Annotated in this window: 23 protein-coding genes; 7 read left to right on the top strand and 16 right to left on the bottom strand. The window is 40.1% G+C overall.

The window, feature by feature from the left end; all coding sequences use genetic code 11:
* The first annotated feature begins 5 nt into the window (after positions 1 to 5).
* Positions 6 to 1,028, top strand: coding sequence for a phosphotransferase (locus HDF25_RS04705; protein WP_184623275.1), 1,023 nt, complete (start codon positions 6 to 8; stop codon positions 1,026 to 1,028).
* A gap of 27 nt (positions 1,029 to 1,055) precedes the next feature.
* Here the strand turns inward: HDF25_RS04705 and HDF25_RS04700 are convergent, their stop codons facing one another.
* From HDF25_RS04700 to HDF25_RS04680, 5 genes are all read right to left on the bottom strand, one after another.
* Entirely contained in the window at positions 1,056 to 2,129 is a 1,074-nt protein-coding gene (locus tag HDF25_RS04700; RefSeq protein WP_184623273.1) for a tetratricopeptide repeat protein, read from the bottom strand.
* Between the two features lie 82 nt (positions 2,130 to 2,211).
* A complete protein-coding gene (locus HDF25_RS04695; RefSeq protein ID WP_184623271.1) occupies positions 2,212 to 2,727 on the bottom strand; it encodes an ankyrin repeat domain-containing protein in 516 nt (171 codons plus the stop codon).
* A gap of 79 nt (positions 2,728 to 2,806) precedes the next feature.
* The gene (locus HDF25_RS04690) at positions 2,807 to 4,336 is read right to left on the bottom strand and encodes a catalase (RefSeq protein ID WP_184623268.1); all 1,530 of its coding nucleotides are present in this window, start codon (positions 4,334 to 4,336) and stop codon (positions 2,807 to 2,809) included.
* Positions 4,337 to 4,480: 144 nt separating this feature from the next.
* A complete protein-coding gene (locus HDF25_RS04685) occupies positions 4,481 to 5,026 on the bottom strand; it encodes a hypothetical protein (RefSeq protein WP_184623266.1) in 546 nt (181 codons plus the stop codon).
* Complete coding sequence (locus tag HDF25_RS04680) at positions 5,010 to 5,549, bottom strand: HD domain-containing protein (protein WP_184623264.1); 540 nt, start codon at positions 5,547 to 5,549, stop codon at positions 5,010 to 5,012. The genes HDF25_RS04685 and HDF25_RS04680 overlap by 17 nt, the downstream gene beginning before the upstream one ends.
* Before the next feature lie 184 nt (positions 5,550 to 5,733).
* Here HDF25_RS04680 and HDF25_RS04675 point away from each other — a divergent pair, with 184 nt between their 5' ends.
* Both HDF25_RS04675 and katG read left to right on the top strand, forming a co-directional pair.
* Complete coding sequence (locus HDF25_RS04675; RefSeq protein WP_221450848.1) at positions 5,734 to 6,543, top strand: YXWGXW repeat-containing protein; 810 nt, start codon at positions 5,734 to 5,736, stop codon at positions 6,541 to 6,543.
* A gap of 200 nt (positions 6,544 to 6,743) precedes the next feature.
* Positions 6,744 to 9,020 (top strand): catalase/peroxidase HPI, encoded by a 2,277-nt coding sequence (gene katG / locus HDF25_RS04670; RefSeq protein WP_184623262.1) that lies wholly within the window; start codon positions 6,744 to 6,746, stop codon positions 9,018 to 9,020.
* A 54-nt stretch (positions 9,021 to 9,074) separates the two neighbouring features.
* Here the strand turns inward: katG and HDF25_RS04665 are convergent, their stop codons facing one another.
* Entirely contained in the window at positions 9,075 to 9,500 is a 426-nt protein-coding gene (locus HDF25_RS04665) for a winged helix-turn-helix transcriptional regulator (RefSeq protein WP_184623260.1), read from the bottom strand.
* 152 nt (positions 9,501 to 9,652) lie between these two features.
* Here HDF25_RS04665 and HDF25_RS04660 point away from each other — a divergent pair, with 152 nt between their 5' ends.
* Entirely contained in the window at positions 9,653 to 10,570 is a 918-nt protein-coding gene (locus HDF25_RS04660; RefSeq protein WP_184623259.1) for an aromatic alcohol reductase, read from the top strand.
* 4 nt (positions 10,571 to 10,574) lie between these two features.
* Here the strand turns inward: HDF25_RS04660 and HDF25_RS04655 are convergent, their stop codons facing one another.
* Together HDF25_RS04655 and HDF25_RS04650 are read right to left on the bottom strand one after the other, a co-directional pair.
* Entirely contained in the window at positions 10,575 to 11,741 is a 1,167-nt protein-coding gene (locus tag HDF25_RS04655; protein WP_184623257.1) for an acyltransferase family protein, read from the bottom strand.
* Between the two features lie 225 nt (positions 11,742 to 11,966).
* Positions 11,967 to 12,569, bottom strand: a complete 603-nt coding sequence (locus HDF25_RS04650; protein ID WP_184623255.1) for an FMN-dependent NADH-azoreductase — start codon at positions 12,567 to 12,569, stop codon at positions 11,967 to 11,969.
* A 131-nt stretch (positions 12,570 to 12,700) separates the two neighbouring features.
* On the opposite strand from HDF25_RS04650, the gene HDF25_RS04645 reads away from it, so the two are divergent.
* Positions 12,701 to 13,078 carry a winged helix-turn-helix transcriptional regulator gene (locus HDF25_RS04645; RefSeq protein WP_184623253.1) on the top strand — a complete coding sequence of 126 codons (378 nt, stop codon included), beginning with the start codon at positions 12,701 to 12,703 and terminating at the stop codon, positions 13,076 to 13,078.
* 12 nt (positions 13,079 to 13,090) lie between these two features.
* On the opposite strand, the gene HDF25_RS04640 is transcribed toward HDF25_RS04645, so the two are convergent.
* The 4 genes from HDF25_RS04640 to HDF25_RS04625 form a co-directional block, all read right to left on the bottom strand.
* Positions 13,091 to 14,875, bottom strand: coding sequence for a cytochrome-c peroxidase (locus HDF25_RS04640; RefSeq protein ID WP_184623251.1), 1,785 nt, complete (start codon positions 14,873 to 14,875; stop codon positions 13,091 to 13,093).
* Positions 14,859 to 16,175: an alkaline phosphatase family protein gene (locus tag HDF25_RS04635; protein WP_184623249.1), complete on the bottom strand. Its 1,317-nt coding sequence runs from the start codon at positions 16,173 to 16,175 to the stop codon at positions 14,859 to 14,861. Before HDF25_RS04635 ends, HDF25_RS04640 begins: the two co-directional genes overlap by 17 nt.
* An 89-nt stretch (positions 16,176 to 16,264) precedes the next feature.
* Positions 16,265 to 16,597, bottom strand: a complete 333-nt coding sequence (locus tag HDF25_RS04630) for a hypothetical protein (protein ID WP_184623247.1) — start codon at positions 16,595 to 16,597, stop codon at positions 16,265 to 16,267.
* Positions 16,598 to 16,687: 90 nt separating this feature from the next.
* Positions 16,688 to 17,701, bottom strand: a complete 1,014-nt coding sequence (locus tag HDF25_RS04625) for a zinc-dependent alcohol dehydrogenase family protein (protein ID WP_184623245.1) — start codon at positions 17,699 to 17,701, stop codon at positions 16,688 to 16,690.
* Positions 17,702 to 17,880: 179 nt separating this feature from the next.
* Here HDF25_RS04625 and HDF25_RS04620 point away from each other — a divergent pair, with 179 nt between their 5' ends.
* Positions 17,881 to 18,201 (top strand): winged helix-turn-helix transcriptional regulator, encoded by a 321-nt coding sequence (locus HDF25_RS04620; RefSeq protein ID WP_184623243.1) that lies wholly within the window; start codon positions 17,881 to 17,883, stop codon positions 18,199 to 18,201.
* Here HDF25_RS04620 and HDF25_RS04615 read toward each other — a convergent pair.
* The 3 genes from HDF25_RS04615 to HDF25_RS04605 form a co-directional block, all read right to left on the bottom strand.
* A complete protein-coding gene (locus HDF25_RS04615; protein ID WP_184623240.1) occupies positions 18,191 to 18,637 on the bottom strand; it encodes a hypothetical protein in 447 nt (148 codons plus the stop codon). The genes HDF25_RS04620 and HDF25_RS04615 overlap by 11 nt on opposite strands.
* 167 nt (positions 18,638 to 18,804) lie before the next feature.
* Positions 18,805 to 19,284, bottom strand: a complete 480-nt coding sequence (locus HDF25_RS04610; RefSeq protein ID WP_184623238.1) for a hypothetical protein — start codon at positions 19,282 to 19,284, stop codon at positions 18,805 to 18,807.
* A 58-nt stretch (positions 19,285 to 19,342) separates the two neighbouring features.
* Entirely contained in the window at positions 19,343 to 20,680 is a 1,338-nt protein-coding gene (locus tag HDF25_RS04605; RefSeq protein WP_184623236.1) for a hypothetical protein, read from the bottom strand.
* An 875-nt stretch (positions 20,681 to 21,555) separates the two neighbouring features.
* Between HDF25_RS04605 and HDF25_RS04600 the strand changes: the two genes are divergently transcribed.
* On the top strand, positions 21,556 to 22,410 hold the full coding sequence (locus tag HDF25_RS04600) for a sialate O-acetylesterase (protein WP_184623234.1): 855 nt from the start codon (positions 21,556 to 21,558) through the stop codon (positions 22,408 to 22,410).
* A 12-nt stretch (positions 22,411 to 22,422) separates the two neighbouring features.
* Here HDF25_RS04600 and HDF25_RS04595 read toward each other — a convergent pair whose 3' ends face one another.
* Complete coding sequence (locus HDF25_RS04595) at positions 22,423 to 22,686, bottom strand: hypothetical protein (protein ID WP_184623232.1); 264 nt, start codon at positions 22,684 to 22,686, stop codon at positions 22,423 to 22,425.
* Positions 22,687 to 22,728: the final 42 nt, after the last annotated feature.

Here is a 22,728-nt window from a genome sequence, read left to right as displayed (position 1 = left end):
ATTTCATGATACAATCACTTATTCCGGAAGAAAAACTAACTCTAGTTGAGCAAGCCTTACTTCAGGCTTTTAATACGGCAACCGTATCAGACATTATCCAATTAACAGGTGGATTGTCATCTTCATTGGTATATAAGATTATCGTGAATGACAGGCCATATGTATTAAAGTTGGATAAAGAGATTAATCCCTATTCAGCTATGGAACCAACCTGTGCGGAGCTTGCTGCCCGGGCTGGTGTATCCCCGCCAATTTATTATCTGAATCATGCAGAAGGTATTTCTGTTACTGGTTTTGTAAATCCTATACCATTAAGGACTGCTTATACTAGTTCTGATTTGTTAATAAAGGAACTTGCCGGAACTATACGTGCTATACATGCAATCCCGCTTTTTACAAAAGAAAATAACCTGCTGGAAACTGTCGATGGACTGATTGGTGGGTTCAAAATATCGAAAATGTTGTCGGGGCCGGTCTTTGATGAGTGTGATCACTATTATGGAATAATCCGAAAACACTATCCATGGCATGATGAAGACAAGGTCTCGAGTCATAATGACCTCAATCCTAATAATATGGTTTGTGATGGACAAAAAATATGGGTTATTGACTGGGATGCGGCATTTAAGAATGACCGGTATGTAGACCTGGCTATTGCAGCGAACTTTTTTGTACACACGGCTGAACAGGAAGAACAGCTTTTACAAGGTTATTTTGGAGATAGTTTAAGTGAGTATAACAGCTCCCGGTTTTTTATCATGAGGCAGATCACTAACATCGTTTATGCCATGCTGATGTTTAAACTGGCAGATTCATCTAAAGTTCCTGGTACGGCTCATGATCCTGAGATGCAGCATGTAAATCTGAAGGAGGTTATGGAAGGGTTAGGTACAGGTAAATTAGATCTTGGCTCTTACCAGGGGCAACTGTTATATGGCAAGGCAATCTTTAATGAAGGGCTGAAGAACATGCGTTCGCCAAGGTTTACTTTGTCTATAGACAGTTTAGCAGCAGGGTTACTGAAATAATTAATTTGAGTAACCCTGGTAATGCAGTTATTTATGATCTTCTTTATTCTTTTTGGCAATTTCGAGGTTGTCAATTGCAATCTGATAATCTGGTTTAATCTTTAAAGCAGCTGTATAATCTTTGATGGCCAGATCGTACATCTTCTGGTTATCATAAGAAAGTCCTCTGTTATAATAGGCAATGGCATCTGTCGGGTCAATTTGTATCGCAGTGTTATAATCCATCAATGCCAGTTCATATTGTTTCATATCGTCGTAACAATTTCCTCTGTTGATATATGTCCCTTCATCTTTCGGGTTAAGCTTTACAGCCTTATTATAATCATCTAAAGCCTGATCATACTGTTCCTTCTGATAATAACACTGCCCTCTGCCATTATAGGCGAACGCATAACTGGGGTCTAACTGTATAGCTGTAGTATAGTCATTGATAGCTAAATCAGTTTGTTTCTGATAATAATAACACAAACCTCTGCCGTAATAAGCGGTTGAATAATTAGGATTCAACTTTATGGCTGTCGAATAGTATTTTACAGCTATATCGAGTTGGTTCAGGCTATAATAACTCAGTGCCTGGTCATAATAGGCATCGGCATTATCCGGGTTGATCTGTAAAGCACTATTATAATCCTTTATCGCCAGTTCATATTGTTGTTTATCATAATAACACAGACCTCTGTTCAGATAGGCATCTGCATTCTTTGGATCTAATTCTATTGAAGTGCTGTAGTCTTTAATAGCCAGGTCATATTGGCTCTGGCTATAGTATGATATACCTCTGTTATAGTAGGCGTCAGCATATTTAGGATTAATGCGCATCACCGTATTATAGTCTTTTATTGCCAGATCATATTGTTTATTAGTATCGTAGCACAGCCCCCGGTTCAGGTAAGTGTCCGGATTTTTGGGGTCTAGTTTTATTGCGGCGGTGTAACGTTCAATGGCCTTGTCATATTGGTGATTAGTCCTATACTCATCCGCAGATTTGATGATGTTGTCCAGAGAAGGCTTGGTTTCTGATGTGTTTTTTTTCTGGGAAAATGCTGTAATACTACAAGCAAGTATCAATACAAGGATTGATAGGTTTTTTAAGCGTTTCATTTGATATCAGGTTAAATTATCAGCAAAATAAAATCGGTTTTGCCACAGATTAACAAAGATAAAACAAAGTTGTTTGGAAATATCAATCTTTCAGGATGTCAATTATATTTTTGTTTTCCTGGTTAATGGCATAATCCAGGGCAGTTTTTCCGAATTTGTCTTTAATGGCTTTATCAGCTCCATATTTTAACAGGATTCTGGTTATGTCTTCATGACCAAAGGTTGCTGCAAAAATCAGGGCGGTTGCTCCATTGTAATTTACTTGATTAACAGCGGTTTTATACTGATATAAATCAGTGACCATATTTAGCAAACCTTTAAAACAGGCACCCATCAACGCGGTATTACCTGAAAAATCCCGGGCATTGGGATTGGCTCCTTTAGCCAGTAGTAACCGGGTAGCAGCTTCGTTATCATTATAAACAGCAATAATTAACGGAGTGGAACCCCGGTTGTCAGTTGTATCGATCCTGACCGAGTTACTGATCATTTGGGCAAGTGCAGTGGTATCATTTTGCCGGGCTGCATTAAAGATATCCTGTGCGCGGGAGCCTAGTCCGAATGTAATCAGCAATAACACTAAAAATAATTTATTCATTTTTGCGGGGTTTCTAACGGGGGGTGTTATAAAAAAGCCAGGAAGAAATATTTCTCCCTGGTAGCTCGACAGATGAAAATTAATTATGTGTAAGCACTGATTCAACTTCCTGTCTGCTTGCTTTAAGATTAGCAGCAAGTCTTTTTCCGAAATCTGCATCGGCCATATAAAAATGAGCAATCATCTTTAACACGATCGTGCGGTTGGTTACCGTAGAGAGATCGTCCGTAAGGTTTTTTACAAGTTCTGCTTTATCCTTTTCTGGTAATGCCTTGTAGAAATCACCAGCTTGTTTAAAGTCATTTGCTCTATCAATTTTGTGCTGGGTAGTTGCAGGAGAGCTATAAGTAGTCGAAGAAGGTTTGAAATTACTATCATCTTGATAACCATAAGCAACAACAGTAGGCTGATAATTGACATCAGTGTTTTTTTGTCTGTTACTCATGATCCCATCCTGATTGTTAGAGTTTACAGGTGTTTTAGGGCTGTTAACTGGCAAAGACTGGAAATTTGGACCAATGCGGTAACGTTGTGTGTCGAAATAGGAGAATAAACGTCCCTGTAATAATTTGTCTTCTGAAGGTTCAATACCTGGAACCAGATCAGCAGGCGAAAAAGCAGCTTCCTCTACTTGTTCGAAAAAATTGTCAGGCCATTTGTTTAAAGTCATTTTACCTAATAATACCATTTTAACTTCGTTTTCAGGCCATACTTTAGTAGGATCAAGCGGATTGAAATCAACTTTGTCCATATCGGCAGGTTTGATCATCTGAACATATAATTCCCAGGCAGGGAAGTTCCCTTTTTTGATATTATCGTATAAATCGTGAGTGGCACTCTGGAAATCTTTTGCCTGGATACCAGCTGCTGCTTCGGCGTTTAGTCCTTTTACACCTTGAAGTGTCTTCCAGGTATACTTCACGTAAGTGATTTCTCCTTTATTGTTAATCCATTTAAAAGCATGTACACTTGATCCATCCATCTGACGGAAATTGGCAGGAATACCAAGATCGGTGTAGAGACGGGTCAGCATGTTGGTAGATTCAGGAACATGTGAAAAGAAATCGAAATAACGGGTTGCATCCTGGCGGTTAGTAATGGGAGAGGGCTTTAAGGAGTGTACCATGTCAGGGAATTTCACAGCATCCCTGATAAAAAATACGGGAAGGTTATTGCCAACAATATCATAGTTACCCTGTTCGGTATAGAACTTTACTGCAAATCCGCGGGGATCTCTTAAAGTTTCGGGTGAGCCCTTACTGTTGATTACTGTAGAAAATCGGGTGAAAACTGGTGTTATCTTGCCTTTTCCTGAAAATAGAGCCGCCTTTGTAAAGGCCGAGAAATTATCAGCACTGACAAATTCTCCAAAGGCCCCTGCACCTACAGGATGTACAACACGTTCCGGTATACGTTCACGATCAAATGAGGCTAGTTTTTCAATAAGGTTAATGTCTTCCAGCAATACAGGGCCATTATTGCCTATAGTTTTGGAGTTCTGGTTATCACCAACCGGAGCACCATTATTGGTTGTTAAATTTTTTTGCTGGGCAGATACAGAAAGCACAGTGCCGGATAGGAGTAAGACTGTAAGATTTTTGAAATTCATATAATGTATTATATTATTGTTTTGAATTCCAAAAGTATACTTGCATCAGGCCTAAAGAAAATCATTAATTCTGATCCCGCATAGAGAATATCTATACCTATTTTACAGTTCTGTGATGGATAATATGATTATCCTTCCGGCTTTTTATAAATTATTGGCTTTATCGAATAGCTCCAGGTTATGTTGAAGCACTTCGTTTTTTTTTCTTATATTTTCGAATAGATTTAGTTTTTCTTTATTCAGGCTAAGCAGGCTATCCTGAGCTATTTTGACTTTCTCTGTGTCTTTACTGTATGTTATTTCCATCTGGCTGATTTCCTTCCGGTCAAAGCCGTATAAATCTTTCATGCTGGTATAATAAGCTGTCGCAGCTGCTTTTACCTCCTTGCCTTGTTTGATTCCATCTGCAGGCAATGTCGTGATCTGCTTAATAACGGTATTAAATACTTGTTCCTGTTTATCGGCAGTCAGCATTGCGTTCCTGAAATCTTTCTGCATCAGATACTTCAATTTCTCTTCTTGCGGACCTCCTTTACGCAACAATTCGTCCATTGTACTTTTCTCTTTCCGGACAATTTCTCTTTTAAAATCAATGGCATTTTTCGATTTGCAGGAAACAAGGCCTGTCAGTAAAAGGACAAATAGAATTAATTTAGGTACCAGGTTCAAATTCCTATATATAGCTTTCATACTCTTCAATTTTACCAGCCAGGCGCTTTTCCAAATAGGAGTTTCCCCCTTTTAAGGTCTCTAATATAACTTTGGCTTCTTCTCTGTATTTCTTTTTTTTCTGTTGGTCCCAATGCATTGGCGGAACCTGCAAATTTGTAATCCGGTCGGCAAGTTTTACCGCCCAGACTTCTGTTCTCTGTTTTTTGATCCGGTTTAAACTGTCCCGCATTTTTTCTTCCGCAGGTAAATCATCGTCTTTTGTCAGGGCCAGTACTCCTTCACTTATTTCCAGGCTGAATCTTTCTGTCAGTTCCTCCAATGTGGTAGAGGTATCTTCGAGTGTATCGTGTAAAAGTGCAAGCTGAACGGCGAAATCCAGATCGAAATCAGCTGAATGCTGTGCAGCGATCAGGATCTCCATAGCCACATTGCTTAGATGTACTACGTAAGGCATATTCGTTCCGGGAATGGTCTGAGCTTTTTCCAGATGTTTTAAGGTCGCGAATTTTATAGTTTTCTGGTATATCGTTTGGGTACTCATGCTTTCATTTATATTTCTTCTATTAAAACTTATTATTTGCAATATTGTTATTGATTCATGAAAGATTAAAAAAGCGCACTCAACATTTCAATTTCATTTATCCTTCCGGTTTAGTCTTTTCCGAAATTTTCAAATTGCCACACAGGCAAATTAGACCTTAATTATTAAATTTTAAAACACTGTTATGAAAAAGAACAAACACAACTTTCTGCAGAAACAATTTCTGAGGAAAGTAATGATGATGGTACCTGTTATTTGCTTCTTTGCTATTACTTCGGTTTTTGCTCAGGACAATGGCTATATGGACGATCAGTCTTCTGTTACTGTCCAGGCGCAGGAAGCACCGCCTGCTTTACCTGATTATGTTCAGCCGGAATGTCCCGGAGATGGGTATATCTGGACTCCCGGGTATTGGAATTGGGTAAGTGATGGTTATTACTGGGTGCCGGGGGTTTGGGTATTGCCACCTAGCATTGGTTTGTTATGGACTCCTGGATACTGGGGTTTTTATAACAGCTTTTACGGTTGGCACCCTGGTTACTGGGGTGCACAGGTGGGCTATTATGGTGGAATCAACTATGGATTTGGCTACTTCGGCACCGGCTTCTTTGGGGGCAGATGGGAAGGATCACATTTCATGTATAATACTTCGGTATGGCGTGTAGGAAGAAACATTCATAATACCTATGTGAACAAAGTAACCATCAATAACAATAACAGAAACAGAGCCAGCTTTAACGGTAATGGAGGAGTTCGTTATCGTCCTAATAACAATGAAATGAAAGTTACCAATGTGACCCGTACTCCGGCTAGTAAGGAACAAATAGGTCATGAACAGAATATGCGTAATGAAAAAGGGCAGTTCCATAATACGAATCCGAAGCCTGCGGTACATAGTATGAGTGCACCCGGAGGCCAGCGCTTTGATGAACGTGGAAGGGCGACAGGAGGAACGCGTGGCGGCGGCGGCGGTGACCGCAGAGGCAGGGGATAAATCCTTTTGAAGAATATTTTTAATATAAAAAGTGCTGCCTGGCCGAAAGACAAGCGGCACTTTTTGTTTTGCATTCCCATAGATTTTAACTATCCCGCATAGAATTAATCGATTATAATTATTTGATCTAATGTGTTAAATTTATAGAGGTTAACAACTATCAGGAACAAAGATTGTTATAATATATAAGCTTATTAAATATGGAAAAAGACTCAAATGACATCAGTAAATGTCCGTTTCATAACGGAAGTATGAAAAACAATGTCGGAGGTGGTGGCACCCGGAATTACGATTGGTGGCCCAACCAGTTAAAATTGAATATTCTCCGTCAGCATTCTTCATTATCAAATCCGATGGATGAGGACTTTAATTATGCGGATGCTTTTAAAAGCCTTGACCTCGCGGCTGTGAAAAAAGACCTTCATGCATTGATGACCGATTCACAGGACTGGTGGCCTGCAGATTTTGGTCACTATGGTGGTTTGTTTATACGTATGGCCTGGCACAGTGCAGGTACTTATCGTGTAGGCGATGGCCGTGGTGGCGCTGGTGCAGGACTGCAACGTTTTGCGCCGCTTAACAGCTGGCCCGATAACGTCAGTCTTGACAAGGCACGCAGGTTGTTATGGCCAATTAAACAAAAATATGGACGCAATATTTCATGGGCCGATCTGATGATCCTGACGGGTAATATTGCCTTGGAATCTATGGGTTTTAAAACCTTTGGTTATGCCGGTGGACGTCAGGATGTATGGGAAGCAGATGAATCTGTGTATTGGGGTTCTGAAACTACCTGGCTGGGTGGAGATCTGCGTTATGCACAGGGCGGCTCACCCGGGGTGGAAGAGGGACATGGCGTATTAGTCTCGGACGATGATAGTGGTGATGCTCATTCCCGCAATCTGGAAAAACCACTTGCAGCTGTACAAATGGGGCTGATTTATGTGAATCCGGAGGGCCCGGAGGGTAATCCTGATCCTGTGGCTGCTGCTAAAGATATCCGCGATACATTTGGCCGGATGGCTATGAATGATGAGGAAACAGTTGCCCTGATAGCTGGTGGTCATAGTTTTGGTAAAACACATGGTGCTGCATCTGCAGATAATGTAGGTAAAGAGCCGGAATTGGTCGATATGGATTTGCAGGGCTTAGGCTGGAGTAACAGACATGGTTCTGGTAAAGGTGCTGATGCCATTACCAGCGGACTGGAAGTTATATGGACCAAAACGCCTACGCAATGGAGCAATAATTTTTTTGAAAATCTGTTTGGCTTTGAGTGGCAATTGTCTAAAAGTCCTGCAGGTGCACATCAATGGGTAGCTAAAGATGCTGAAGCCATTATTCCTGATGCTTATGATAGTTCAAAAAAACATCTGCCAACGATGCTTACAACTGACCTTGCTTTGAGGTTTGATCCAGCCTATGAAAAAATATCAAGGCACTTTTTCGAGAATCCGGATAAGTTTGCAGATGCTTTTGCACGTGCATGGTATAAATTAACACATCGTGACATGGGACCGGTTGCCCGTTATCTCGGACCGGATGTACCACAGGAAGAATTGCTGTGGCAAGATCCTATTCCTGAAGTTAATCATGCACTGATCACTGAAAGTGATGTGGCGGCATTGAAAACCAAAGTATTGGAATCGGGTCTGAGTGTAGCTGAATTAGTTTCTACTGCATGGGCTTCAGCATCGACTTTCCGTGGTACTGATAAGCGCGGTGGTGCCAATGGTGCCCGTATTCGCCTGGCTCCACAAAAATACTGGCAGGTGAATAACCCTTCGCAATTGCAAAAAGTATTGGATAAACTGGAAAACATTCAGAAGGAATACAATAATGTGCAAGCAGATGGTAAAAAGGTGTCGCTTGCTGATTTAATCGTGCTGGCTGGTAACGCTGGTGTTGAGAAGGCAGCTAAGGATGCTGGGCATGCGATCACGGTTCCTTTCAAACCAGGCCGTATGGACGCCTCACAGGAACAAACTGATGTAGAATCATTTGGTTATCTGGAGCCTGCGGCTGATGGGTTCCGTAATTACCGCAAAACAAAAGCTCCGGTATCTACCGAAGAATTACTGATAGATAAGGCTCATTTACTTACACTTACAGCTCCTGAATTAACAGTACTGCTAGGTGGTATGCGTGTACTGAATACGAATTTTGATGGATCTAAACAGGGTGTTTTCACCTCAAGGCCTGGTCAGCTGACTAATGACTTCTTTATCAATCTGCTGGACATGAACACCGCATGGAAAGCTGTAGATGGAACTAAGGAAGTTTATGAAGGGCGTGACCGTGTCAGCAATGAATTAAAATGGACTGGTACCCGTTCAGATCTTCTTTTTGGCTCTAATTCGGAGTTGAGAGCTGTTGCAGAAGTTTATGGAAGCACAGATTCTCAGGGTAAATTTGTCAAAGATTTTGTGACTGTCTGGAATAAAGTGATGAACCTGGACAGATTTGATTTAAAGTAGTTGTATCATACGACGTTTTTAAAAAGCACACGATTTTCTCGTGTGCTTTTTTATTTAAATAAGCCCTTCGCTGGTCTTTCCTTTTTTAATCTGATCGTACTTATTTCTGGCCTCCCTGAAAGTGTCTGAACGTGCGATTATCCAGGTCCATAGTGGAATAATCTGGACTAATAACCCACGGCCTAACTCAGTAAGCTCATATTCTACCCTGGGAGGGACTTCCATATAGGAGGTTCGGCTAATCAGTCCATCTCTTTCCAGTTCGCGCAGGCTTTTCGTTAACATTTTTTGGCTTACTCCAGTTACCCGTTCCTGTAATCTTGAAAAACGCATTCGCCCGTCAACGCCAAGTGAATGAATAACAAATAACGACCATGTGTTTCCTACATGATTCAATACATCCCTTTTAAGTCCATCTTGCTCCTCACTGAGTGCTTCACAGATAGCCTGAGATGCGCTAATAATTTCTTTATCAGTCATTTATTTGTCAGTTATAAATACAATTCAAAATTAATGTCATTAAAGATCAGTTTACTAACCTTTAGGTAACAATGGAACAATAAAGTGCCTTATCGTTAAATAAAACTAGGGACTCTACCTTCGTTTCAAATATAAGTTTAATCAAAATAAATATGCATAATACTTCAATCCTGGTTTTAGGTGCCGGAGAACTTGGAATGCCTGTTCTTCGCAATCTGGCTAAACAAGCACTTCGTTTTTCAGGTACAACTATTACTGTACTTCTTCGTCCTTCAACAATTGATTCCCATAACGCTGACAAACAACGGACCATCGCAGAAATTAAGTCTCTTGGTATCCACATTCTTTCGGGCGATCTTTCGGCCTCAACGACCGAACTCTCGACTATTTTCAAAGATTTTCATACGGTTATATCCTGTACTGGTTATGTAACAGGTAGTGGAGGCTTTCAGTTAAAGCTCAGTCATGCGGTTCTTAATGCAGGAGTGAAACGCTATTTTCCCTGGCAATTTGGAGTTGATTATGATTTGATTGGCAGAGGTAGTGCACAGGACTTGTTCGATGAGCAGATGGACGTGCGTGATCTTTTGCGTTCACAAAACCAAACGGAATGGGTTATCGTTTCGACAGGAATGTTCACCAGTTTCCTGTTTGAGCCTTCTTTCGGCATAGTAAACCTGGCGGAAAACACTGTACACGCGCTTGGAAGCTGGGACACCGCTGTAACTGTCACTACCCCTGAAGATATTGGCAGATTAACAGCAGAAATATGTTTTGCCGAACCACGGATAGTAGACAATGTGGTATATACAGCCGGTGATACCATTACCTACAAAGAGCTGGCAGACACGATAGACGCTGTATCAGGCAGGAAGGTACAGCGGATAGATTGGAGTTTGCCAGAGCTGGAAGACGAACTCTTGAAAGACCCTGATAATGCTATAAAAAAATATAGACTGGCTTTTGCAGGGGGAAAAGGAGTTGCCTGGGATCAAAGCAAAACTTTCAACGCGCAACAGCAGATAGAAACCATGGATGTCAGACAATGGGCACAGGAAAATTTGTCATAAAATATTATTTTCTCCAGATGTGGTTTATAAATCTCCGGCTGGGACGTTCCACCCATTGATAAGTAATATAAGATATCAGTACGAGTAGAATCAGATAAGCCAGGCAATAGGTAATTCCACTGGAAAAATCAATGTTCTGTTTACCTCTTCCAATTCCGGTAATACCTGGCAGATAAATACCATGAGAAAATGGTTCTTGCAGAAAGATCTGCATGAGATAGACCGAATAAGAAATATCGCCCAGGAATTGTAAAATTTTCCGGTTACAGAGCTTAGCTATCCTGCCATTATTAACTGTAATGCTGAGCACAAGGATTGCAAACAGGAAAACTGTTATTCCATCATTTAATGAAAAGTGCATAGACATAGTTACTGCAAAAAGTGTCAGGAGGGATACTGTATCAGAGGAAAAAGCTCTTCTGACAGTCTGCAACTGGTAGGCTAAGTATACGAGAATACCTGCTGTAAATCCTGCTATTCCCCGGAGATATCCATAATCGAATGTTGTATTTAGATTATGAGGGACTGGTATAGAAGGGTGCAGGGGATTTTTTCGCGGGAGTAAATACATGATCGCATAGTATGCGGTTACGATAAGTATGACTAAAAGTATTACAGAAATAGCCTTTCTCTTATTAATACTAAGCGCAATTACCGGAAAAAGTAGGTAAGCGGCCCATTCAGCACTGATACTCCAGGAAGGGATATTCCAGGAGTAGATCTTTGTAAATCCAAAGGACTGGAGCAAAAAAATATTCGGCAGAATGTCTGATGGCTGTTCAAAGATAATGGGTGGATTGCCCCAATTGGTGATCCAACGCACAATTACGACTAGCAACAGAAGCGAAAACAGGTGCAGCGGATAGATTCTGGCAAATCGGGCAACAAGAAAGTTTTTTAGTGAGTTTGTCTGGATGTTGTTTTTAAAATGGCTGCTATAAACATGCATCATGATAAAGCCACTCATGATAAAGAACAGATCGACCATCAGGTAGCATTTTTCGAAAAACATGGTTTGCGCGGCTGGGACAAACCGGGCGATAGCCATCTCAAAATGAAATACTGCCACCAGCAACGCAGCTATGCCACGTAAAGCTGTTAATGAAGAAAGATACTCAACTTGATGATCTGTAATTTGAATGGGTTTAGCATAAAGAGGAGCTTGATTCATTATCTATAGTTAGTTGTATTTTTGCTTCTTCATTATTTGTAATGATTGTAAAAGTTACGGAATTTTTTTACACAATAACAAATTGATCAATCGCGATTAAAAAAATAATAAATATGAAATCAATGACTGAAAATTAGTTAAGTCAGGCCAGGGATATATATATTATTAAAAAGCGGAAAGCCTGTTTTAAAACTGGCTTTCCGCTTTTTAATCTGACAGCGTATTTTAATCAATCATTATACTGTCAATTGCTTTCTCCATAGCGTGCTCCTTTACTCCGGGTACTTTTAATCCTTCAGCACGGAATACGGTCAGATCGGTCATCCCTAAAAAGCCGAGGAAGGCCTTCAAATAAGGGGCAACAAAGTCATTGGCTTTACCCGGCCCTTCTGAATAAACACCACCGGAAGACATGGCCACATATACTTTTTTTCCTGTTACCTTTCCAATAGGACCATTTTCACCATATCCAAAAGTTATTCCGGCCCGGGTTATATGATCAATCCAGGCCTTTAATACTGTAGGGATAGTAAAGTTGATCAGTGGCGCACCAATCACAATGATGTCCGCGGCCAATAGCTGTTTAACCACCTCGTCGGAAAAGCGAATGGATTCTTTTTCTTCTTCAGTCAACTGATCTCCAGGAATAAAGAATGTACGAAGCACAGCAGGGTTAAGATGTGGGATTTCGATATCGACCAGGTTTAATTCTTCCAGCGTACTACCTGGATATTTGTCCTGAATTTTTTTAACGATAGTGTGCCCCAGTTTAATGCTGTACGACTCTTTGCCTTGTATGCTTGATTTTAAATGAAGGATGTGTTTCATAATAAATTTGTTTATTTATAATCTTATCAATTTTAAATTCCAAGTCAAAAGTAGGGTAAGCAAGTGATCAAAAGTTATTACTTACCTAAAGGAAAGCGCTTACATTGAAGTAAGTGATTATCTTTATAGCTATGAAAATAGTTATCAATGAGGTGCTTCCGAGTAATGAAGAATGTGCAGGTTCGCTTAAAAACGTTCTTGATGCGCTGTATGTTCTCAATGGAAAATGGAAGCTGGCTTTGATCCTTTGCCTGGTGCAATCCTCAAAGCGTTTTAATGAAATTCAGAATGAAGTGGCTGGTATATCTTCGAAGGTATTAGCGAAGGAGCTAAAAGATTTGGAATTGAATGATTTTATCAAGCGTAATGTATATCCGACGACACCGGTAAGTATTATTTATGAAGCAACAGAATACAGCCGGACTTTGAAAAGTGTGATAGGTGAACTAAGCACCTGGGGTGAGCAGCACAGGGAAAAAATTAAGCAGAGTATGCGGAAACAATCCTGAGTACAAAAGGTATTAATATGGATTTAGTTGACGGCTATCCAGACACTTTATAAAGTCGATGAGTTTAATTTTCTCTTTTTGGCTCAGATGCAGAGGTGCTGCATCCAGCGTTTGGTTTGGAACTTTAAGCTTTGCCCCCAAGCCACCGCCTTTATTGTAAAAATCAATGACCTCTTCTAAGGTCTGGAATACGCCATTGTGCATGTAAGGTGCAGTCCGGGCAGCATTACGAACGGTGGTTGTTTTGAAGGCATGTTTGTTAAAATCTCCGGATTGAATGCTATACAGACCGAGGTCTGGGTCGATGCTTTTGCTGTTCTTTTTTTGTGGTACGCCGATCACTTCGGCTTCCATTTGCATATAACGCGGTGGCTGTACGCCATTAAACAGCGGTAAGTAATGACAGGTTCCGCAACGTGCTTTGCCCATGAAGAGGTTGAAGCCAGCTATCTCCGCATTTTTTAAAGCATATTTATCACCCTGCATATAGGCGTCAAAACGGCTATTCAATGCAGTTAAACTCCGTATGTAGCTGGCCAGTGCATTCATTACTTCTAAGGTGTCAATTCCTGCACGGCCGCGCTTGGGATAAGTAAGACTGAACAGCTTGTGATAGCTGCTGTCTGACCAGAGTTTACGGATCGCGATCTTCATATCACCATGCATTTCCTCAGGGTTCCGTACCACAGCCATAACCTGGTCTTCTAGTGAAGGTGCCCGCAGATCATAAAATTGTACAGGTTGTAAAGCTGCATTGATCAGGGTAGGGGTATTACGCTGGATCATCTTTCTACCTGTAATATTCAGATTTTTGACCAACCCATCGGTAAAAGCCAGATTGGGATTATGGCAGGAAGCGCAGCTGCGTTTGCCATTGCCAGAAAGTATGGGGTCGAAAAACAGTTTTTTTCCTAAAACTATCTTTTCGGTAGTTGCGGAATCCCCTGGTTCGGCTGTGTAGGCATTGCGGTTAAAAGCATTTGCATCGAACAATGTTGCGGCATCCTGATTAAGCAGGCGATTATAACGGACATCCGGCATTTTTATCCGGGCCTTTAATACCTTAAGTGACCGGGTCAGCGGGTTGGCATAACTGGTGATAAAATTGGCACGATCAAAAAGATCAAATGTTGTAGGTTGTTGCAGATAGCGGATGGCCGGATCAAATTCGGTCACCGTGCCATAATGACGGGTAACTTCCTGTAAACTTTGCAATGCTGTGGCCGACTCGGGGAAACATCTTTTTGACAGCGGATCATCAAAGTCATTGAGTCCGAGTGTTTCTATGCGAAAGACCTCAAGCTTTACTGCATCGAAAATCTGCCAGTTCTGCAATTCTGCCTGCTGGAAATATGCGCTGAATTCAGCGGTATTAATTGCCATCTGGGCCAATAAATCTTTCAGTTCTTGTTTTTTATCCTGAGCGAAACGTGGAAAAATGAACTGTTCAATGACTTGTAATCCTTTGGGCTGGATGACCAGCCCGCTGAGTTCAGTTTCTGGCACAGGCGGTCCATTCACTTGCCTTGCAGTGAGTGGGACGAAATATTCTGTGGCCCACTCAAGACGCTTATAGGCTAGTCTTACCTTACGGAAACGTTGTTGTAAGGTAAGACTTTGGGTAATATCCATTTTTGTCGTTTGCAGCAGTTGAATTGCACCCAGTAAACTATCTGTCTGACAAATTAATCGTTGTTTAATCTGCTCCGCAGGCGTATCCTCTTGCTGAAGGGAAAGAAGGGGTACAACTAACAGTACCGAAAGACCAAGGGTGATAATTTTAGAAATCGAACGCATTGCTCAAAGGATCAGCTTCTTTATCACGGTTATTAAGTGGTTGCAGTTCCCATCTCTTTTCAATAAAAGAAAGGATGCTTACAGTTTCATAACTGGTATGGTCTACATAGCCTTTTTTTGCAAAGGGTGAAATAATCAAGGCGGGTATGCGTGTGCCAGGTCCCCATTTGTCGATTTGCGGAGGGGCTATATGGTCCCAGAAGCCACCATTTTCATCATAGGTCAGAATAATGACTGCATCCTTACCATTTGGGCCGTTCAGCACTGCATTGATCAGATCGACAGCATGGCTTTCTCCACCGGTAATGGTCGATTCACCAGGATGCTCATTCTCCAATCCAATGGGCTTAACAAAGGAAACTGCTGGCAATGTTCCTTTTTTAGCAGCATCCAAAAATTCAGTCTCATCTTTCAGGTGTTCCTTCCGGCCTGGTGTTCCTTCAGCATAGCGGGTAAAATAGGCAAAAGGCTGGTGATGATAAGTAAAGGAAGGATCAGGTTTGCCGGCGATAGCATTATCCCAGCCACCAGAGTACCATGCCCATGAGATACCTTTGTCCGACAGCCTGTCACCAATATTGGGACCTGTCTGCGTCGGTAGAAGAAAATCCGGGTTCCCTTTTGCCGGGTGCAGATTGATCGAATTGATTGTGTTCACTGCATAACCGTCTAGTGTTACGGTACCATCTTTAATGAGTTTGCCGTCAGCATCTACCTGTGCTGTGATACTTGCAGGCGAATTGGGAAACAGGGGTGAGGCGGCAGCGACAAGCCACTGGTGATTTAAAAATGAGCCTCCGAAAACGCTATGAAAGAAATGATCGCATAAGGTGTATTTCTTTGCAAGATCGTATAAGGGCAGATCTTTGGTACGATAATAGCCCATAGCGAAACCTTTGGTAAAGTTATAATGGGCATACTTATTCATCTTACCTCCATTTATCTGTAATTGCTCCTGGTAAAAGCGGTGTGTCACATCCGGAGTGACCTGGTCAGCAGCTATATATTGGTCAATATTGAAATAAGTATTGGCCAGGTTTGTTGGGAAGGCACTGCTGCGGGGAATAGGAGGCAAGGTGTTGTAAGGTTGATTCTCATGGTCCAGCTGGATAATATTTTCTGGCTTGGCCTGTGCCAGACCATCTGCACCAGGGAATTGTCCGTACAAATTATCAAAGCTATGGTTTTCCATGTAGATGACCACAACGTGTTTTACCTTATTTATTTGTGAAAATGCCGGTGCATTTGCCAGACTGAAAACAGTCAGTAAAAGAAATTGGGTTTTGAGAATTGTTCTCATAAAATAGGAAATGAGTATAAATTTAGTTCGTGTAGAAAATCATTATCATCCGGATTATTTTCCGGTATTGTCACTGATAAGGGAGGAGTTTATGGTGCGCCTGGCTGGAAACAGTAATGTAACACCAGTTGACACCATGGGGTGTAATATACTGATGGAGCCTGTATAATATGATGAAGTATGCGAGGGACGGAATGTGCTGTGATCTTTTCAGTAAGCATCCTCATCACAGATACATCTGCCAGATGGTCGTGGTTATCGTCTTTTTTCTTGATCTGACGCTGTAACAGGCTAGCGGTGTGCGCCGGACTGGCTTTGGAGCTTTCTGCTGAGGCCACCTGATAGATCAGAAAGGGACGTAGCAGAAGCATCAACACCCCAAAGGTGAAGATGAAAATGCCGATTCTGTTTTTGCGATCCATTAGTGTGGGGGTGAAACTACAGTTTATTGTTGTATTTTCCTAACAGACATGACCATAGTTTGACAGGTTAAATCTCATCTGATTTATTTGTTAAAAGGTCAGACAGATCTTGCCAAAATGCGAACCTTGTTCCAGTGAGAACAAAGCCTCTTTGGTTTCTTCAAATGAATATAACTTGTTTATAACAGGGTGTAGTTTATTTATTGCTATTGCTTTATTCATCCTGTCAAACATCTCCTTTGAACCTGTTTCTATACCTTGCAGTTTAATTTGTTTAGTCATGATCTTACTGGTGTTTATATCGCCACTTAATCCGCCAATTAAACCAATTACAGATATGGTCCCGTCCAGGGCTATAACATCCATAGATTTATTTATATGACTTCCTCCAACCACTTCGACAACATGGTCAACGCCTATACCATTAGTAATTTGCATCACGTCTTTTTCCCAGTCGGGTATTTGTTTATAATTAATCAGATGACTTACGCCTAATTGTTTTGCCAGTGCCAATTTCTCTTCACTGCCAGAAAGCAGGATAACTTCGGCACCTGCCATCTGTGCAAACTGAATAGCAAACAATGATACTCCCCCTGTACCTTGAATAAGTACTGTAGAACCAGCTCTAATGCCTCCTTTTTCTATTAAAGCATGCCAGGCTGTAAGTGCAGCACAAGGAAGTGTTGCTGCTTCTTCATGACTTAAAAATGCAGGTACTCTGATCAATTCACTTTCGTGAAACACTGCGTATTCCTGTAATAAACCATCTTTTATCCTGCCACCCAATGAATAGAACTTTTTATCCGCGGTGAGCTTACCTGATATCCATTTAGGCAAAAAGAGCCCGGCTACCTTATCGGTTTTGGTAACTGTGGTTACTTCTCTTCCCGTTTCTACAACGGTTCCTGCGCCATCCGAGAGTGGTATTCTTCCAACAGGAGGTTTCCAGTCGGCTACACCTTTAATCACCAGAAGATCTCTGTAATTAAGGGATGCTGCATGGATCTTTACCAGTACCTCGTGAGGTTGAAGTTTAGGATAATCCTTTTCTATCAGGGCAAGAGAAGCTATACTGTATCCTTCGGTAATTTGATATGTTTTCATTTTATTTATATATAATAGCTGTATTTTTATAGAACAAAAATAAGATGAAATAGTCCTGCACATCAATGTGTTGCCAATTGTGAGTTACTAATAAATAAATGAGCGTGAGTCAAAAAAAAACAAATTCAACAAACTCTATAAATGAATTTTATCTTGATGAAAGATGTACCTTAAACAAGGTGCTGAAAATCATAGGAAAAAGATGGGTGTCAGAAATACTGGTTCTGATAGGGCAGGATATCTCCCGGTTTTCACAATTAAAAGAATGTTTAAATGGGATTTCAGATAATGTATTATCGTCTGTCCTCAACGAACTTGTAAAATCTGAACTCGTAAAAAAGGAAATATTCCAGCAGGTTCCTTTGAAAGTTGAATATCATATTACTAAAAGCGGATCTGATTTAACTAAGGTTATGCATGAGCTTTGTAACTGGGGTAAACAGCATATTCCATATGAGGTCCGTATTCAGCCAGCAAAAAAAAAATCTATTAATACTTAGGATTTGCCCATTGATTGTTCTGATTGTGAAGGTAGATAAATACATTGCTGTTTTTATCTTCTCCGACACCAATTTGTCCTTCCGCAAAATCAAGTAGATTAAAACTTACATGGTTTTTTAGCCATTTTGTGTATTGAGATCGTCTTTTGTCCAAATTGTTATAAAAGTCATCTGCGGTTTTATATTGATTGTCAAGTTCTTTAATTGTAATATATACAGATACCAGAATATCTTCTTCAAACCTTAAGGATAAATGGATCGTGTGCTTTGTTAATTCTACTTCGCCTGTACTAAATTGAACTGGCCTGATCTCATCCAGCACCTGAGCCTGTGTCACTATTGTATTGGTGAAGTAGTCAGGAAGTTCGTCAATTCTGGTTTTGCTGGTAATGGTAAAGCCATTCAGTTCAATATTCCCACTTTGTTTTATTTCCATTTTGCCCATCCGATTTTTAATAAAGATAGAATCCGTATCGCATTTCCATTAAACAAATTTTAAACTTTTCGCTATTTTTATAATAGGATTAGACGGAACTCCTGATGAAATTCTGGCGCTTTGTAATCAATTTTTAAAAAAGCATAGAGATGAAATGTGAGGTTTCATCAACCCGGGTGGGTAAACTCGTTTGCTCTGTCCCAATTAATCTTGAATTGCTTTAATAAATACATGATATCCTCAGGATTTCTGTCAAGATGGGATACGGGAAATTTTACAAGATTTGTATCATTTAACTGGATTGTGATATAGTTCCCGTATACTGTTCCGGCATTATCGCTTGCTACTTTCTCTATACTAAACGATATAGACTCCATATTTTTCCAGGGATAAAACTTTTTCATCCTGGTTTCCAGGCCTTCTTCTGTAAAGGTCAGTTGAGCGGGTTTCCTGATCAGCTCCCGAAGAGAATAGATAAAAAGAGGTAAAGCAATGAGAGCAATTGGAATCCCTGCCATGAGGAGGAATTGTAGTAATGTAGAACGTCGAAAATCGGCAATGTAGATGAAAGCGATAAATGATAATACCGACAGAATCAATAAACCATAAAGATTTGTGGCTGCTTTTTTGATGATTAGAGGTTCCATATTTAGTATAAATTAGAGTTCGGAATCAGTGATTTTAAGGACCTTCTTGCTTTATTACTTAAATCATTTTTTTTGTAAAAGTCACATTTCCCTTGCGCCCATTAGAGCCATCCGAACCAGGCCGGCCATCCAGTCCATTAAAACCAGTATTCCCATTCGGGTTTCCAATGCCTCCACTTCCGCCTGCACCACCTTTGCCAGCCTTACCTCCGGATCCACCTTGCCCCGGGATACTAGATGCTTTAATCAGGTTTAGAAATGGTGTAACAGCGGGCGAATAATTAATGATAATGTTTCCACCATTACCACCTGCATCACCGTCCTGGCCGTTTGAGCCGTTCTGACCGTTTCCGCCATCTCCACCCTGGCCGGTGACTGTATTGGTAGTAGTGGTAGTCGTTCCATCGCTATTGGGTGTAGTTACCATATTAGTCGAGACTGTTCCAGGTGATCCCAGTGTGCCCGAAGAACCATCCGTGCCATTTATACCGTCGCTGCCATTTCCACCTTTACTTGAAATAGCAATCGAACCTCCATTTGTATTAATCCAATAATTATAGGTTTTATGCGTTGCCTCATTTTCTATCTTAATTTTCAATAATTGAGCATTAATAAGCGGATCGTGATAAATATCTGCCGTAACATTTAAATCATAGCCTGTTCCGTTCGATTGTGTATTGAACTGATAGTTTGCAACATAATCGAGTAAAACGTTAAGTGTATCAGTTATAGTGGTGTTTTTAGCTAATAAAGTTATCAACTGTATTTTATTGTTTTTAATTTTGGTTGGGTCGTTATCAATTTTTAAATCGCTTTTTGATTTCGAAATATGAACACCATTAAATAGGAAAACAAAATCTTTTAAATTCTTTTTAACCGGTGTCCATTTGTCAATAAACATTTTGTTATCAAAGTATTCCCGCACACCAAACTGAACATGGTCGCCAGGTGCTTTCTGAAAATTCTCTGTGGTCAGAATATTTATGTTTGTTTCATAATTATAGGGTATTTTTTGCATGAATAACCATTTATCTTTCCCGCCTAAAAACCATTTTTTTGTGTAGACATTCACTGTTAGTGAATCACCTTTTTTATATACTTTTCCGCTTCCTTTTATTCTGATTTTTCCATTTGAGTAATTGCCGCTATCTACTTCTATTTTATATTTCGACCAATTATCAAGGCCATTTAAAAAACCTTTGGTTTGTGTTTTTTGCCCCTTATCGGATATGGCCAAAATACCGATAGGCAATGAATTGCCTTTTATACGTAATACAGCTGAATCATATTTAAGAAGATATTTTTGGGTGTCTGTTTTTGCGTTACTAAGGGGCGTTTGAGCAATTGCTGGCAAACACCAGATAAAGAAGACAAGAGCTGTAATAAAGAATTTCATAGTAATTGATAGGGCTAACTAACCTTCGTTAACACTAAGATAAGCAAATGATAAATCCTATCAACAATTCTTTACTTTTAGATAATATCCAAATGGTTGGCAATACTGAGGGAGAGGAGACTCGTTAAATGAAATATAACATTTGCACGTGTTTTGAGTAAACGACTTCAAGCACTTATATTAGTAGCTTTAAGATAAAGATTGTAAATGGATCAATGGGAATAAAATGACTACACAACAATTTTCAACATACAGCAAACGAATAGCTTTAGTATCTTCTTCGATCGTAGTATTTAAGTTCATATTATACTATATTTCATCATCACTAGCATGGACGAATATTACGACAATATTAATGCAAATTATTCATAGTGGTTTTGACTCCATTCTTTTTTGGATAAATATTGTTTTACTACTTGTGTTGTTAGTGAGCTGGGCTGTGAATTCCAGTAATAGGAAACTACTATTAAAAACCTGTGGATTTGTGCTGTTAAATGCGCTTATAATATTGTGTTGTATAATTGTTTTTTCGTTACTGACCTTTAGACTCGACCACCTTCCTGGATAAATTATCATACAAAACAGATGCTATAGTTATCATGAGGCCTTCAATAAATATGCGGATGAACAAAAAAGACATTGAACTATTAGAAGAACAATATTGGGTGTTTTTTTACCAAAAGACAAATTCGATAAATTGAAGGTGCCTGAACATCCTGTTTTCTGGAAAGATTTTGATAATTACACGAAACTGAGTATTTTCGGCACGGAAAATTAAATTTAGTCTTAGATGGCACAATAAGTGGTTTGAATAGATTATTTGAGTCTTGATGTTTACTGGTCGATTGTATTTGGCCTGTTATAATATAAAAAATATGATAAATTCCTTTTTGATGGTAGGCCAGTCAAATATGGCGGGACGGGGATATTTGAATGATGTTAAGCAGATCTATGATGAAAAGATCAAAATGCTGGTGAATGGTCGCTGGCAAACGATGACAGAACCAATTAATTTTGACAGACCTACATCCGGTATAGGACTTGCCGCATCATTCGCAGGTGCCTGGAGATTAAAAAATGACCAGGAAGAAATCGGTTTGATACCGTGTTCTGACGGGGGGACCAGTCTGGATGATTGGGCTGTTGGAGGTGCACTCTTTGAAAACGCGGTATTCCAGGCAAAGCTTGCTAAAAAGATCAGTAAGTTGAGTGGCATCTTATGGCATCAGGGGGAAAATGATAGTTTTGGCGGGCTTTCCGCTCTTTATTACGATAAACTGAGTATTATCGTGGATGCATTTCGTCGTGAGCTTGATGTACCAGATATTCCTTTTATTACAGGCGGCCTTGGCGATTTCTTAAGCGGTGGTAGGTATGGTAAATATTTTACTGAATATAGTCAGGTTAATGATGCCCTTCAGAAATTCGCTGAAACAAATCCTAACTGCTATTTTGTAACGGCACATGGATTAACGGCTAATGCGGATGGACTTCATTTTGACGCGATATCGCAGCGCAGATTTGGAATCCGGTATTTTGAATCATTATACGAAAAGAAAAATATTCTGGCACCACTTGCCAGCGAGAATGAGTTAATCAGGATCATACAGGACAGGCCCTTGACGAAAAAAGAACAAGGTGCATTGTTAGAGATTGATTTTGCCTGTGGTAAAATTTCCTTAAGTGATCTGGAGGAAAAGTTGGGCCTGCTGAATGACCAATCAAATTGATATGTTCCCTGATTAAAGATTTTTATCCTTTGTATCTGCAGCTGTTTCAAAAGTATGAGAAAAGGTACCCTTGTGCCATTTAGCGTTGGTGGCGTCAGTGTTGGTAATATATGCACCTGTTTTTGTGTCTAAAATAACCACTCCCTTTTCTCCTAAAGATGTCTGATATCTTCCAACTGGTTCAGACCCTTCCTGTTTGAAACTAAAAGCGCCGAATAATAGCGTTGTAATAAAAAGACCAATCATAACTGATTTAATGTCTACTGAATACTTCATGATATTTAAGTTTAATTTGTGTGATAAAACTAATATACAATA

Source organism: Pedobacter cryoconitis (assembly GCF_014207135.1).
In the GTDB taxonomy this organism is placed as follows: domain Bacteria; phylum Bacteroidota; class Bacteroidia; order Sphingobacteriales; family Sphingobacteriaceae; genus Pedobacter; species Pedobacter cryoconitis_D.
The sequence above is the reverse complement of the archived record's forward strand: the minus strand, read 5'-3'. Positions and strand labels throughout refer to the sequence as shown.